Below are 16142 nucleotides of genomic sequence, written 5' to 3'. Positions count from 1 at the left end.
ATGGTGTTTGAGTTCAAAACGTATGATTATTGATTTGAGGTTAGTTTGGTAAAAAACATAGAAGTAGTGGCGGCCATTATTCAACATGAAGGCAAAACTTTGTGTGTTCAGCGCGGTCCTTCAAAGTTAGCTTATATCCATGAGAAGTTTGAATTTCCCGGCGGGAAAGTGGAAGTAGGTGAGCAGAGAGAAGAAGCCATTAAAAGAGAGTTGAAAGAAGAGCTTCATCTAAATATCGAACATGTAGATTATGTCATGACGGTTGAACATACTTACCCTGATTTTCATATCACGATGCACGCTTACTTATGTCCTGTCGAAAACCGAAAGATAGTACTTACTGAGCATATTGAAGCATTGTGGTTAAATCTCGATGAGCTAACTTCTTTAGATTGGGCCGAAGCTGATGTTCCCATCGTTGCAAAGTTGCAAGCAAACTGAAGAGGACCGTGAATGACTTATTGCTATGCAAATAGGATTGATGTTTTTCTTCAAGAACAAGAAGAAAACTGGTTGGCCAATATGTGTTCTGAGTTTGGTGAGAACTTCCCTGGCTTGGAGCTCGGTGAACTTCAGAAACGAGCTTGGGTTGATTGCTTTCGTCATCTTCAGAAAGAACTCTCCAAGCGTGCCCAATCTGATGGCTATATTATTTTTGAGTACGCTCTACCAATGGAAGGAGGGCGTAGACCCGATGTTCTGCTTCTTGTCGAAAATAAGCTATTCATTTTAGAATTCAAAATGAAGGATCGCTATCAGCGAGCGGATTATGATCAGCTGTGCGGCTATTATCGAGATCTCTGTAATTACCATCATGAAAGCGCTGAGCTAGAGGTGATTGCCGGTTTGGTTTTGACTCAATCCACCGGTAAATTAACGGATATCGAAAGTAATATCTCAATCCTATCTAGCGATAAACTCAAAGCCTTTCTTGATAAGTACTTAACGGGCGCTCCAACTAACACTGATTTAAAACAGTGGCTTGAATCGCCCTATGCACCATTACCTAATCTAGTAGATGCAGCGGTAGAGATATTTCAAAACAATCCAATAGAAGAGCTAAAGAGCGCTAAAAGCGCAGGAATATATGAAGCGCTTGATGAGTTGGATAAAGTAACTGCTTGGGTTGAGAGTGAAGGAAATAGAAATCGGGCGAGTGTATTGACCCTGGTTACTGGTGTTCCTGGAGCAGGGAAGACGTTGCTGGGTTTGGAGTTTGTACATCGGAACAAAAGAGGCCAGTTTCTATCTGGGAATGGCCCGCTGGTAGATGTCTTGCAATATGCTCTTGATGACAAAACGTTTGTTCGCGCGTTGAAAGACTTTAAACGCGAATATATGAAGCCACGTACAACCCCTCATACTAATTTGGTTGTTTTTGATGAAGCTCAGAGGATGTGGGACGAAAATAAAAACAAGAATTACCAAATGTCGGAGCCTTCTTGCATCATCAGGATCGCAGATAAAGATAAAGATAAAGATAAAACGCCTTGTCACTATGTCGCTCTAGTTGGAGAGGGACAAGAGATTTATGTAGGTGAAGAGGTGGGTATTTCTCTTTGGTGTGATGCTTTGAAAAGTAGTGAAGAGCCTTGGATTGTTTTTTGCCCACCAGCGTTAGAGCATCATTTTCAATTCATGAGCAGTAATCGTGTTCGAGTAAACCCATTGCTAAATTTAGATCAGTCTTTACGAGCTCATAGCGCAAGTTTATATCCTAAGTGGGTGGAAGGTGTTTTGAATGATAAGCCGGATGTTGCGCTGGCTAAGCAGACGATTAAAGACGGTTTTAATATCTATCTAACCAGAGATTTGGAAAAAGCCAAAAGATACTGTCTCAATAGATATCAAAACACCAACAAGAAGTATGGCTTGTTAAGTTCGTCAGACAACATCAAGTATAACAAACAACCATTGGGCCCATGGTTCCATGATGACGTTAGTTCTTCGACATCGTGTTGTAGTTTCCAGCGCACAATTAGTGAGTTTGATTGCCAGGGGTTAGAGCTTGATATGCCAGTGCTAATCTGGGCGAAAGACTTTCTCTACAATGGCAGTGGCTGGGTTCTTCATAAAGGCAATAGAAATGTTCAAAACCCTTTTCAAATTAAGCTTAATAGTTACCGGGTACTGATGACAAGAGGTAGAGATGGCGTAGTGTTTTATTTCCCTCAAGAGGCACTGTTCGACGAAACTTACGAATATTTCTTAAGTGCAGGAGCACAATGCCTATAAAGGCAGCAATCATTCAATCAAAACTATAGTTGTGTTTATCAAAATCCTGTTAGAACAGGACAAAGCAAGAATAATAGTAAGGAAAGAGGCTAGGTATGGACGTTTCAAAGCGGTCAGTTGAGGATGCCGTAACTCGGTTGAAGCAAGATGGTTATTACGAAAAGGACTTTCATCACTTTGTTGAAATTGAAGGCAATTTGTATCCAGCAAAAAGACTCTACAGTGTGATTTTTGATGTTCACCACAGTAAGTGTCATACCTCTGACGCTGAGAGGTTTTTTGAAAAGCACGGATATGAACTGGTTAACAAAGACCCACTAAAAGCTATCCCTAGTATTTGGAAAGTTTCCCATGGAGTTGGTGAGATTTCTTCAGCAAATTCAGATTGGTTAGATAAGAACCAGTATATTACGGTACACGAGAGCACAAAAAAAAGCCAAGGCTTGAAGTTTGTTCGAGAGGTGAAAGTCGGAGATATTGTCAGCCTTTGTCGGAGTGGGGATGTTAAAGGATTAGTTAGAGTTGCAAGTGATATAGTTAGCGATCCTGGTTGTCCATTGGGGGCTGGGTGGCAACTTAGAAAATACGTGGTGATAAAGTGGTTGCCTAAATTGGTGCGGTATTCAGGCTTAGGTAATGGATGGGCTCCTAGTTATAACAATACACTGGGGAAAGTTCCACATCAAAAAGCGGAGTTAGAATTGTTTCAGGAAAACATACTGCGCCCATATTATTTAACCAGTCTAATGGACTTAGCTGAATTACCTCAGATAGAGCAATGTTCAAAAGAACCTAGAGATCTTGTGCTTATGCCTCTTAATCAAATCTTATACGGACCACCAGGGACAGGCAAAACCTATCACACTATTGAAGCAGCGGTTCAAGCTGCAGAACCTGAGTTTTATGCCAACCTTAATATTAGCGAACAAGCTGGTGGCGCATCAGAAGAACAACGAACAAAGTTGGTGGAAAAATACAAAGAGCTCACAAGAACTGGTCAAATTCGCTTTGTTACTTTTCATCAAAGCTATGGCTATGAAGAGTTTGTTGAAGGGTTAAAAGCAAACTCTGAGGGTGGTGATATCTCTTATGATGTCGAGAAAGGAGTGTTCCGGAAAATCTGCAAGGAAGCAGAAAAACACAGTACTGAAAAACCAGCATCACAAGGCCACAACTTTGAGGTATGTTGGCAAGCTTTCGCAGCAAAGCTTGCAGAAGTAGACAGTCTTGAAATTAACATGTCACAAACCTCTTTTCATGTTGTTGATTTCAATGAAAAGCGCATTTTCTTTGAGAAAAGTAACGGTAAGAAAGATCACACTCTTAGCATCAATACGCTAAAGCAGATCTTTGAGGGCTCAAGGGAATACTCAACAGGTCTTGGTGTTTACTATAACCCACTGGTTCGTTACTTAAAGGGACTAGTGGATATCGAGCAACAGCCTGCGATTAAACGCCAAAACTATGTGTTAGTTATTGATGAGATCAATCGAGGGAATATCTCAAAAATTTTTGGTGAACTGATTACTTTGATTGAGCCTTCTAAGCGCAAAGGTGCGCAGGAGCCGCTAGAAGTCACCCTACCTTATTCTGGTGATAGTTTCTCAGTGCCAGATAACCTATATATCATCGGCACTATGAACACGGCGGACCGTTCATTGGCTATGATGGACACAGCATTACGTCGTCGTTTTGACTTTAAAGAGATGATGCCAAACCCCGCGCTTTTTGCTGATAAAGAAGTTAAGGGCATCAATTTATCTAAATTGCTCGAAACACTTAACAAGCGAATTGAAGTTCTCTATGACCGAGAGCATACGCTTGGTCATGCTTTCTTGTTCCCTGTTTTCAGTGAGATTGATGAAGGCAAAGCGTTTATCGAGCTACAGACAGCATTTAAGAACAAGATAATCCCACTATTGGAAGAGTATTTTTATGAAGATTGGAGCAAGATTCGTTTAGTCCTTGGTGACAGTTTGAAACAAGATGAGAGTCTACAATTTTTGCAAAGAACAGAAGACTTCTACAGCGAGTTATTTGGCCCTGAACATGGGTTAGATCTGTATGAGGATTGCAAAGTGACATACTCATTCAAGCCTTTTGGGGAAGGGACTGTTTGGCAAAACCCGACAGCGTTCAAAGCTATCTACGCAAAAGATAGCGAGTAAGCTTAGTGAAAGCCAAGCAAGAAATCACTCTCTTCGAGTATGACTGTTTAGTGAGTGAAGATGTGCTGAAAGATCAGACTACATCTTCACACATTCAAGTTATCTCTGTATCAGCCTATCAATATCTCAAGCAGCTTTGCTTGAGTAATGAGAATGAAAGAAACCTTCTCCAATTACGTCGTCGAAATGGTATGGAAGTTCTGCAAGTTCAAAACTATGCAGGAGTTATGTTCACGCCAGATAAAACGCAAATTGAAATCTTGCCTAAAATCGGAAAAGGCTTAACAGATGAAGGTAGTGACAACAACTATGATGACGCTTATGTGAAAGCTCGGTACACACTACTAGTAATGTTACGTGCGTTGAAAGGTTTCTCACATATTCAAACCTCGAATGCTAATATTACTCGCCAAAGAATGCCGTTGTTAGAGGTATTTATAGGCCAGTTCTTACAGTCGGTGAACACGCTCGTAAAACGTGGCTTAAGAAGTGACTATGTGCGTAGGGAAGACAATTTAGGTTTCTTAAAGGGGAAGCTGAATGTAGGAAAACAAGTTAGGCATAACTCCATTAGTAAGCATAAATTTTACTGTGAGTACGATGAGTTCTTACTCGATCGTCCCGTAAACCGGTTAATGCATAGTGCTCTAAAACGAGTGAAAGGCTATACGCGGAGTGCAGAAAATCAAAAGTTGTTACAAGAGCTAGACTTTGTATTTAATGAAATACCAGAGAGTAAGGACTACAGCGTTGATTTTTCGAAAGTCAGGCTTGATAGAGGGATGAGTTACTACCAAATACCTTTAGACTGGTGTCGACTAATCTTAGAAGGCTTTTCTCCACAAACGATGAAAGGTGGTGCTAACGCAGCTTCTCTTTTATTCCCTATGGAGAAGGTATTTGAAGACTACGTTGCTAAAGTTTTAAAAGAACAACTAGCGGTCAGTCATCCTAAGCTCAGTGTTAGTACACAAGTTACTGGTGAGTACCTTGCCCGTTATGACGGTAGAAACAAATTCAGTTTACGCCCAGATTTGATTATTAAGGAAGGGAGCTCCAATCAAGTCGTGCTCGATACGAAGTGGAAGCTTCTCAATACCAAGTTAAGTAATTCAAATATCTCCCAATCGGATATTTACCAACTGTTTGCTTATGCAAAAAAATACCTTGCGGATGATGAAAGTGGTCAGGATGTGGTGCTGATTTACCCTAGCCAAGACAACTTTGATGAAGCACTGCATTTCCCCTTTGAGTTGGGAGGTGGGCATCAGCTTTGGGTCGTACCATTCGATATATCAGAGAAGAAACATACGGGCATCAGATGGCCATCAGCTTTCCACTTACCCTCTAGTATTGAAGTTCTTCAACAGCAATCAAACTAATGCGAGTGCGGGAAAGACTCTAAGAGTTGATTGTAATGAACTAGATCAATATGCATGTGATGGATCAATCTATTATTGCGCCATGAATTATGTACTAAGGCTTGGTGGATATTTAGAAAGAGCTACGAGTTAGATTATCAAAATACCTTAAAAGAGATAACGAGCCACAGGCATAAAAAATATATAAAGCTTTGAAAACTTTTAGCAATAGATGAAGTCTTCGCAGCTTCGTTAACACAAAGCACTCAGCGCATGGTTGAGTTGTAGGTTCATAGAATTTCAACAATCAAGTTTGTTGACGTATTAATTTTGGAAGTGATTTAAATGAAAGATAGCCTTAACCTCTCTAGTTTATGGCCCGACTTGAACAGTCTAAACGTAATTCCACCACAAACAGCAGATCAGTTGAGTGCCTTGTTTGTGGTGATTTTGTGGTTTGTAGCGGCATTTTTCTTGCTGTGGTCTATATCTGCTTTCATTCGAGCTACTCGTCGTGTGAAGTGGTTAAATCACTTGCTTAATGATGCTGAGAAGGCAAACCCTGCTGATAGTAGACATGACTTAATTGCCAAAGCAGAACTAAAGAAAAATTCAGTAGGGCATTTGTGGCTAGAATTTGATGAAACGCTGTTGGAAGTCAGAGGATCTGACGAGGTGTTACGGTTACATAATACATTTGATGCTGACTATTTCTTCAATAGTTCCACTCTGGCTGGTGGTAGCACTGAGAATAGAATGATAGCTGCAGTACCTGGTTTCTTAACGGCCTTAGGGGTAATTGGTACTTTTGTGGGTTTGCAACTCGGTCTTTCTGACTTAAACATTGCAGGTAATGTTGATGTAAATGAAATGAAAGATGGGGTGGCGGGAGTTATCAATGGAGCAAAAATTGCTTTTATGACATCGGTCTGGGGTGTCCTATTGAGCGTAGCTTTCAATTTCATTGAAAAAATACTTGAACAGATTATTAGGAAAAAGATTAAGGTTCTGCAAAATAGAATTGACAGATTATTCCCTCGATTGAGCGCTGAAAACCAATTGCAATCTATTGCGAACAATAGCCAGCAGTCACGTGAAAGTCTACAAGGGCTAGCTGAGAAAATTGGCGAGAAAATGCAAGAGTCTTTAGTACAGGCAACTCAGGGCATTCAACAAGGCCTGGAGAGCAGCTTAGAAAAAATTATGGCCCCAGCTATTAATAAGCTCGTTGATGAAACCTCTGACGGTAATCAGAAAGCACTAGAGAGTGTTCTTCAATCATTCATGGATGGTTTCGGGCAGCAGGGTGAACAGCAGCGTGTTGCTATGGATAGTGCCTCTAAAGGAGTGAATGAAACTTTAGAATCTATGAGCACATCTTTGGCAGCATTTGTTAATAAGCTTGAAGCTCAACAGAGCGCATCAACGGAGAGAGAGAAAGAGCTGATTTCTTCGATTTCTGTACAGGTATCTGAGTTGGTAACACAAGGCAATGAGCAAAAGAGAATGATGACCGAGTTTGTGGAGAAACAGGTCTCGGAAATGGGTGAGCAACTTAGCCAGAGAGAGAGTGCAGCTTCGGAAAGAGAACAAAAGCTGGCTTCTTCTATGGAAACGACAATTAAAGAACTTGTCGATAATGTGTCGGGGCAAAGCCGAGTTTTAACAGAATTTGTTAATAACCAAGTAGGTGAACTTACACAAACGTTCTCTAAGCGTGATGAGCAGTCAAGCCTGATGGAAAAAGAGCGCAATGACATGTTTGTTTCTCAAACAAATGCAATGAAATCGGGAACTGATGAGCTACTAGCACAAGTTAAATCAAGTGTTGATATGCAGCAATCTGCGTCTCATCAGGTTTTAGAACAAGGTAAGCATCTTCAAAATAGTATTGAAACTTCTGTATCTGCATCTGCGAGAGCGACAGAGAGTATGCAGCTATCAGCGGTAGAGTTGAGAAATGCAGCTGACAGTATGAGCGTCTTTGGCTCGAATATTAAAGATGCGGGTAATAAGCTTTCAGGAGCAGTAACTGAAGCTGTAAGCAGTACTAAAGATTTGGCTGAACTGAATCAGTTAAGCGTAGAGAAAATCCACTCCTTGAGAGAGCAACTTGTTGAGGATACGAGTAAATTTGGTGAACTTGCTGATAAGATTAATGGCATGTTAGATAGCGCAGAATCGTCGTTCAATCAATTACGTTCTACTCAAAATGAGTTTTTGACAGAGCAAAAGAGTAACCTGACCGAACTAACTTCAGAAATGAAAAATAACGTGAAGGAACTGAGTGAGCAAATGTCGACCCTACTGGAAGAGTATGCTGATGAGGCAAATAGCCAAACCAATGAACACCTAAAAATTTGGTCAACGACTAGTACTCAATACGCAACGCAGATGGTTAATGCCGTCAATGCAATTTCAAGTGTCGTAGATGAAATCCAAGACAAAGTGAGTCACTAATGCGTAGAGGTTCGCGATACCAATCAAACGGTTCAGTTGACGAAGAAAACCCGTATTGGGTTTCCTTTTCTGACCTTATGTCAGCGCTTCTTGTTATCTTCATACTGGCCGCTGTAGCGTTAATTATTGAACTTACTCAAAAGACAAATGATGTTGAAGCAGGAATAGAAGAACTAAAAAAAGCTGAACAGGCGAGAAAAGATATAATCTATGACGTTAGAGATGAATTAGCTAAACGAAATGTTATCGTTGAGATCGCCGATAATGACACTGTAATACGTATACCTGAGAGCACTCTAACGTTTGCTTCAGGTAAGGATTCCATCCCAAAGAGTCCCGAAGTCCAACAGGCGGTAAAAGATATTGGTGCTGTGCTTCATATGGCTGTTCGAAAGAACGAAAGATTCAAGTACCTAGATACAGTGTTTGTAGAAGGACACACTGATAGTGATAGGATCTATTATCGAGGTAAGGGGAACTGGGGGTTATCTGTAGATAGAGCTATATCAGTATGGAATGTTTGGCAAGCTGAAGTAGAACTTACACCTAAGTTGGGTGAATTAGAAAATGCGTTTGGACAGCGACTTTTTTCTGTAAGTGGTTATGCAGAAACACGGAGAGCGAATCTACAAGAAGCTAACCAACAAGATAAAAGCCAGAACCGAAGAATCGATATTCGCTTTACGGTTAAGAAACCATCTATTGCTGACTTAGAAAGGATTGTTAATTAGTGCGCCTTCGTATTAAAAAGCTACCGGTAACTTTACGTCACGATCCTTTGGGTAAGTCAATAGAGGAGCTGTCTCAGCTCACCCAGAAACTTGGAGTACTGTCCAAGAGCGCTGGCATTGAAAATACTAAATTTAAGTCAGCATACGGTGATGTCTACAAAGCACTGATAACTAACAAGGCTGTAGAAGATGTAGTAGATACTTCTGTTCATGTGCGAGCGTTGGCAATCTCTTTGCAAACTGACGTAAAAAATAAAGTCAGCTTTACTCGTCGTCTTCTCAATAAGATCACAGAAATCGTGGGGAAGCCTAGTGCACTTGTTATTGAATCATTTTATCAGCATTTCCTATCAGAGTATGACCAGCTAACGGATTGTGATGCGACCGCTGAATGGTTATTAGAAGCGAAGCGAAAGAGAGGCTACGAGGGAGAGTTTGATGAGAAACTCCTGTCAAGCAACGGACCTCAGTGGCTTGCTAAGCAAGCAATCGAAAGAAATATTGATTTTGACCATTGGATTAATGAGCTTGATTTACAACATTACGCTAATGGTCGCTATTTGACGACAGCTAAAGGGATCTATTACGTAGAACAGCTTGAAACGATTCCGATCGGTATGAATCATCCATTGTTATCTGAGGTTCAGAAAAAGGCAGTTTTTGAAGCTCAATATGATTCAGAGGACTTGTTAGGACACAAGATTCTGCGAATTTTAATTGGTCGTTCTATTGGTTCTCATATGAGTGAATCATGGATGAATGTAGTGCTTGCTGTGGCAGGAGATCCTCGAGTGCCAAGCTCCAATCCACGGTACATAAAGTGGTGGAGAAATATTGATGCTCAGTTGACTCAAGCGGTTCGGGGGTGGTTGTCTAAATTAGACCTTAAGCTGTTCTTAGAGGCTTTGGAGGATTATTCGTATTCCTCATCCAACTATGAACTACAAAGAATGTACCCATCTAGGAAGCATTTTTTAGAAGGAATGTTTGATGCAGGTGTTATTACTAATACACGACTGTATCTGAGTCGAGATGCCGCTCAATATTTGAAACGAAACTATGACGCTAAACACTTGCCAAACTTTTCGACAGTGAAAGATGGGGATAAGTCTATCATCTATGTTCAGATGGAAGGCGCACACATGATTGAGGGAAGCCATAGTTGTTACTTATGGCTTTACAGACACTTAGAACCTTCAGCTTGTGTGTTCAATTATAATATTACTAGTCCAACTTATTCGCAGTTGACCAGTGGATTAAATTACCAAATGACTAATTTATCCGGTGGGGCGACAGCAAAGATTACGCATTCTCCTTCAAGTTATTCTTGGCAGCGACGCGCATTGACTGAACTCAGAGACTTAGGGGTTCAATTGACAGCTAAAGATATACTTTCTAGTGATGATTATGTCGACTTTAAACAACGTTTCGGAGTAAGAGAATGGAGCTAACTTCTTTAATCAGTAGATTTTTTTCTGGTTTAGATAAAACATCCAAATTTGATTTGGTATGTGATGGTAGCCTTGATTTCACTGCTTCGAAATCTAACTTAGAAAAAATACGAAGCGGTCAAGCAAATGAGTGGTTCACTGCTCAATTTGTTGCTCTTAAAATGCTTGAAGAACAAGGAGAAGTAACATCGTTTCCCGATGGGTTTATGATGCCTGCATCGACTGCTGTTCGCTTAGATTCAGAGTTGATGACTCTTTTAGGCCTTCCTGAACTTTGGGGAGGAATAATTGATGCTGACATAAAGGGAAAGGCAAGTAATCCCGACTTTAAAATTGACTTGGCAGTGACTACGCAACAAGGTCGTTCAACGCTTAATTATTCAATTAGTGGTCCTTTTATTAGGTTTGGAAAAGAGGCAGAGTATTTGTTAACACCATCACAGTTGATGGTGTTTGAGGCACAAAATCTTCATCAAAACTCCGAAAAGTCTGAGTACGATAATTTGCTTTTTCTTCATGCTCTTCAAGAGGCGCAATACCAAGGCTGTCGGTTAAAGTTAAAACATTTTGATAAATTAAGAATTTTAACGCCTAGCTCAGTGACTGTAGATGTGGAACTTAACGCTGTTGGGGACCTTATATTAACGCCTAATATGGGGCAACATGCTAGTCATGAAGCTATCCAGAGGGTGCTAGGTCAATTACAAAGTGATAGTTCGGTTTCTCTTAAAGTAGGTGATGAGATAGTACTTTTTTCTGAGGAAAAACTGAAAGCTGTCAAAGAAGTTATCAGCAATAGGGTTGTACCAAAAAGCCAGGTTAAAGCATTTTTGGAAAATCCGACCGCATTTATTGACGCGAGCTTAGTTGACCTTGATTTAGGGTTTTCTTTAAGGGTTCGTGGTGCAACGACATTTAAGCATGCCTATTTTGGGGAGACGGATGAATCCGGCATTGATTGGTTTGGTACCTCATTAACAACAGAGACCATTTATCCAATATCAAAGCTCATTGATGCAATTGATGACAGGCCCGCTTTATTAGAAGTAAGCAAAAAACTCGATGACGCTCAACATACCGGAGCTACAGTTTTTGATTACGAAGGGAAGTCGTATGACATTGGTGATCGTGAGGCTGTGAGTAAAACACTTGTAGCAATCGAAGACAAAATTTCTAAACCAGCTGGTGATACTTCTGAAGATGAACCTGGAGAGTCGGAGAAGGACTCTAGTGAAAAAGAGATCCATGTTGTTGATATCGATCTAAATGATGAGGAGTTGTCAGAAAACTCCCCGCAGGTTGATAAATTGATCGCAGATATGGCGTGGGAAGGTGAGTTAAATTGGGACAATCACAAACGAAAACCATTCCCGCATCAAGAGGTAGGCGTTAGGTGGATTCTGGGGGTAGAACAGAAGATTCTTACTGAACCAAGTATCAGCGGAGCATTACTAGCTGACGATATGGGTTTAGGTAAAACCTACATGGCTCTCTCGGCTATAGAGCATATGTACCAACGTATGACGATTGACGCTAAGACTAAGAAACCGACATTAATCGTTGCTCCGTTAAGTCTGCTTGAAAACTGGAAAGATGAAGTAGATAAAACATTTGAAGCGTCTCCTTTTAAAGACATAGTCATTTTGCAATCGGCTGCCGATCTAAACAGATACAAGATGGGTGGCGTTGAAATCCGAAACCAAAAAAATCAGATGAAGAGCTTGAACCTAAATATTCTTTAAAAGTAGGAAAGAACTTTGGTTCCGAACGTCTAGACCAACCACAACGACTTGTTATTACTACTTATCAAACGTTGCGGGATTATCAGTTTTCATTGTGCTTAATTGATTGGGGTGTTGTTGTTTTCGATGAAGCTCAGAACACTAAAAATCCTAATGCGCTGCAAACCAGGGCAGCTAAAGGACTGAAAGCGGATTTTAAATTGGTCGCTACCGGTACGCCGGTGGAGAATAGCTTGGCAGATTTTTGGTGCTTAATGGACACTGCCTCTCCCGGGTATTTAGGGACTTATCAGGAGTTCCGTTCTCACTACATTTCACCTATTCTCAAATCTGCCGGAGATGAAGTTGAAGAGGTCAGAGCTAGACTAGGGAGAGAGTTGCGTATCGCGGTGGGTGCTTTGATGCTTAGACGAGTTAAAGAAGATAACCTGAAGGGCCTACCTGCTAAGAATATGTATGCTGGTGGACACTTTGATGGATGGGAGTACCTGAAAGAATTAGAATCTACGATGGTCGGGTATCAGCGCGATGTCTATGAAGGAACGATAAGTAATCAAATTGAAAATGAAGATAGCCATGCCTTAACTACATTAATGAGATTACGAGACAGTTCATTACATCCGAGATTAAGTGACGGTGGACGACTAGAACTTCCTAGAACCAGTAAAGTGGCTCGTGAATTATATCTAGAGTCGGGGAAATTAAGTTCATTGCTTGAGACTCTTGATAGAGTGAAGAGCCAACAAGAAAAATGCATCATTTTTGCGGTCAATAAGCGTCTACAGAGCTTTTTAAGCATCACCCTCGGTCAAATCTATGGTTTAGGACCACTGTCGGTGATTAATGGTGATGCCAAAGCTGTAGCTAAAAGAAAGTCAGTTCCAACTCGTAAATCCATGATAACGGACTTCGAAGCTAAAGAAGGCTTTAATTTGATTGTTATGTCACCAGTGGCGGCAGGTGTTGGTTTAACTGTCGTTGGCGCTAATCATGTCGTCCATCTGGAGAGGCACTGGAACCCAGCTAAAGAAGCTCAAGCAACCGACCGAGTGTATCGAATTGGGCAAACAAAAGATGTTCATATTTACATCCCTTTGTTACATCATCCTGAGTTTGAGTCGTTTGATGTCAACCTTCATAGGCTACTAACGCAGAAAACTTTATTGAAAGACGCTGTAGTCACTCCAGAGGATGTTGTACCGCAGCCACCTGGTGTCGGAGGGAGCATTACTGGGGATCTCATTAACAAACGTATAACACCTGACGAGTTGGACAAATTGAGTTGGCAGCAATTTGAGGCTCTGTGTTTGACGCTCCTGTCCAAGCATTATGATAGTGAAAGCGCATGGTTAACGAATGCTGGTGCTGACCATGGTGCAGATGGTGTAATCCTGACTCAGTCGGGCAATATTCTAATGCAAGCTAAATATACGCAACGAAGATACGATGGATATAAAGGTATACAAGAGATTCACTCTGCTAAGCCGATTTATGAATCTGAGATGCAGAAAACTTTCGGCCGTTTAGTATTTATAACTAACTCACCATCGTTAGCTAAGCGAACTGATGATATAGCTAAAACATGCGGGGTTGAGGTTATCGATAGAGCTAAGCTGCTAACATATCTAGATGAGAATGAAGTGACTTACAAAGATGTTCTAACTCGTCTTGAGAAGCGTAGGCTTAAGGTGTGAAAATTTTATAATGCGTGCTGGTACCGTTTATGGCCGACCAGCATGTTTGTTTTGTGAAAGTAATCTGCTCTTCAGATAAATTTAGTGCTGATCTTGTCTCAGAAGTTGAGTTCTTTCCGAAGTAACACCTGAGGTAACATCTTAAAACTCTACTTTTATATTGTTCATTTTAATCAATTGGATAGGTTTGATAGTCGAGTCCAGTAGCGGCACCAAATTCGTTCTTTATGAACAAGCAGAAAGCCCACCTAGTGTGTAATGCCGATCAGTTAAGAAATTTGTGAGATCATTTGACCGATCCTCAAAAGGCTTCAAAATCCGATATTAGGAAACTAATATCGGATTTTTTATGTCTTTAGAAAGCCAACTTGCTAATACTTTTCGGTCATGTAATACCTTCCATCACTTTGACAAATACTCTGACATTCTTAGTCCAGAGCTTATCCAGCAAGGCTTTGAGCAAGCTGGCGTAGCAACCGTTAGAAGAAGGCGGTTACCTTTGGAAGCAGTACTTTGGTCCGTTGTTGGAATGAGTCTCTTTCGTCAACAATCTGTTTGGGATATCGCTAACCAACTCGATATTGTCCTGCCAGACAAACAACGCTTTGTTGCACCAAGTGCTGTTGTTCAAGCGAGGCAGAGATTAGGTGAAGAAGGTGTAAAGCAAGTCTTTAAGAAGATGGCAGCGCATAGCTATCAAGCGTCTAACTTCGAAACTTGGTGTGGATTAAACCTTCTCTCCGTCGATGGTGTCGTTTGGAGAACAACAGATACACCTGAAAATCATCAAGAATTTAAAGCACAGCGTAATCAATCATCTGAAAATATTTACCCTAAGGTACGTATGGTTTGCTTGATGGAGCTTACAAGTCATCAACTAATCGATAGTGCATTCTCTGACTATCGCACCAGCGAAATGCGGCTCGCAGAAGAGCTCATCGAGCAAACACCAAATCATTCTCTGACTATTTTTGATAAAGGATATTACTCTTTAGGGCTGCTTAATCGTTGGAACAAAGTAGGTCAAGAAAGGCATTGGATGCTCCCTGTGAGAAAGGACTTTCAGTATGAAGTCGTCCATAAATACAGCCGGAGTGACGCTATCGTTGCCATAAAAACAACACCTCAGGCAAGAAAGAAGTTCAGTGATCTCCCTGAGACAATAGAAGCAAGGTTAGTATCGAAAATTATCAAGGGTAAGGAATATCAGGTACTTACATCAATGTGTGATGGGTTGCGCTTTCCTGGTGAAGACATCGTAGAGCTCTATCGCTATCGTTGGGAGATCGAATTAGGCTATCGGGAAATGAAGCAAACCTTGCTGGATAGTGAGTATACATTGCGAAGTAAGCGGCCAGATATGGTCAAACAGGAGCTCTGGGGAATTTTGTTAGCCTATAACCTTATAAGGCAGGTTATGACAAAAGCAGCGAGTAAGTTAGATAGCATCTGGCCGAATCAATTAAGCTTTACGAGTAGTGCCATGGCTGTGACTCAATACTTCGCTGCTTTACCTTTAACGAGCCCGGGAAAACTACCTAAACACTATGAAGTGTTATTACAGCAAGTATCTATGTTTATCCTACCACCCCGAAGAGAAGATAGAAGCTATCCTCGCTGGGTAAAACTGAAACCCAAGAAATATGCAACAAACAGAAAAAATGCCAGTCAGCTTAACTGACTGGCATTACACCTAGTGTGGGCTTTTTTGTGTCTGAAATTTATTGCCAGCAAAGCTTTCAGACTTCGTCCTTCAATGATCTAAAGTGCGATGGTCATTTAAAACCCGTTCGGGTTATCAATTACGTATAACCAGCCTCCATCTACATATCTCATCACTTCCAGAGCGGTTCCTTTAGGGCCTCCAACTATCTCCCAATCAGACTTAACAAGAGCCGTATCGCCGTTAATATGGATGGATACATCATGGGTTAGCATTTCAACGTCACCTTGAAGGTAACCTTTCAATATCGGCTTGATAGCCCTTGGCCCTCTAGCAAGGTTCCCTTGAGCATCCAGGACGAATATGGCGTCTTCATGGAACAGAGTGCCTAGTCCGTCTATGTCTTGTTTTGAAAAGTATTCCGCGAAAAGTTGGTGCAGTTCAGTTGGCGACTGCGGTTTTTTGTAATCTGTTGATGCGTAAGAATAGAAAGTTATAAAGTTTAAAGCTAGGAATAGAAATATCTTCATGGAACCACCTGCTTGTTTGTGTTTTGGGTTGAGGCCATAATAGATAGGGTGCTTACTAAAAGAAATTAGCTACCTAAAAGTAACTAATTACCTTAAGGTAACTAACT

Annotated in this window: 9 protein-coding genes and 1 pseudogene; 9 read left to right on the top strand and 1 reads right to left on the bottom strand. The window is 41.0% G+C overall.

The features are described 5' to 3' along the window. The first annotated feature begins 45 nt into the window (after positions 1-45). From AB8613_RS01240 to AB8613_RS01200, 9 genes and pseudogenes are all read left to right on the top strand, one after another. Positions 46-441 carry a (deoxy)nucleoside triphosphate pyrophosphohydrolase gene (locus tag AB8613_RS01240; protein WP_372384261.1) on the top strand — a complete coding sequence of 132 codons (396 nt, stop codon included), beginning with the start codon at positions 46-48 and terminating at the stop codon, positions 439-441. Positions 442-453: 12 nt separating this feature from the next. Beyond that, on the top strand, positions 454-2235 hold the full coding sequence (locus AB8613_RS01235; RefSeq protein WP_372384260.1) for a DNA/RNA helicase domain-containing protein: 1782 nt from the start codon (positions 454-456) through the stop codon (positions 2233-2235). A gap of 95 nt (positions 2236-2330) precedes the next feature. Beyond that, complete coding sequence (locus AB8613_RS01230; RefSeq protein WP_372384259.1) at positions 2331-4403, top strand: McrB family protein; 2073 nt, start codon at positions 2331-2333, stop codon at positions 4401-4403. 5 nt (positions 4404-4408) lie between these two features. Further along, positions 4409-5785, top strand: a complete 1377-nt coding sequence (locus tag AB8613_RS01225) for an McrC family protein (RefSeq protein WP_372384258.1) — start codon at positions 4409-4411, stop codon at positions 5783-5785. A 324-nt stretch (positions 5786-6109) separates the two neighbouring features. Next, complete coding sequence (gene zorA, locus AB8613_RS01220; protein WP_372154682.1) at positions 6110-8224, top strand: anti-phage ZorAB system protein ZorA; 2115 nt, start codon at positions 6110-6112, stop codon at positions 8222-8224. Beyond that, entirely contained in the window at positions 8224-8955 is a 732-nt protein-coding gene (locus tag AB8613_RS01215; protein WP_146491456.1) for an OmpA family protein, read from the top strand. The genes zorA and AB8613_RS01215 overlap by 1 nt, the downstream gene beginning before the upstream one ends. Continuing rightward, the gene (locus AB8613_RS01210) at positions 8955-10406 is read left to right on the top strand and encodes an EH signature domain-containing protein (protein WP_372384257.1); all 1452 of its coding nucleotides are present in this window, start codon (positions 8955-8957) and stop codon (positions 10404-10406) included. Before AB8613_RS01215 ends, AB8613_RS01210 begins: the two co-directional genes overlap by 1 nt. Beyond that, a pseudogene (locus AB8613_RS01205) lies at positions 10397-13842 on the top strand (SNF2-related protein). The gene AB8613_RS01210 and the pseudogene AB8613_RS01205 overlap by 10 nt, the downstream one beginning before the upstream one ends. A 349-nt stretch (positions 13843-14191) precedes the next feature. Continuing rightward, on the top strand, positions 14192-15523 hold the full coding sequence (locus tag AB8613_RS01200) for an IS4 family transposase (RefSeq protein WP_372383695.1): 1332 nt from the start codon (positions 14192-14194) through the stop codon (positions 15521-15523). Positions 15524-15621: 98 nt separating this feature from the next. Here AB8613_RS01200 and AB8613_RS01195 read toward each other — a convergent pair whose 3' ends face one another. Beyond that, positions 15622-16035, bottom strand: coding sequence for a nuclear transport factor 2 family protein (locus AB8613_RS01195; RefSeq protein WP_372384256.1), 414 nt, complete (start codon positions 16033-16035; stop codon positions 15622-15624). Between the last annotated feature and the right edge of the window lie 107 nt (positions 16036-16142).

Origin of the sequence: Vibrio sp. BS-M-Sm-2 (assembly GCF_041504345.1) — a bacterium.
GTDB lineage: Bacteria > Pseudomonadota > Gammaproteobacteria > Enterobacterales > Vibrionaceae > Vibrio > Vibrio satsumensis.
The sequence above is the reverse complement of the archived record's forward strand: the minus strand, read 5'-3'. Positions and strand labels throughout refer to the sequence as shown.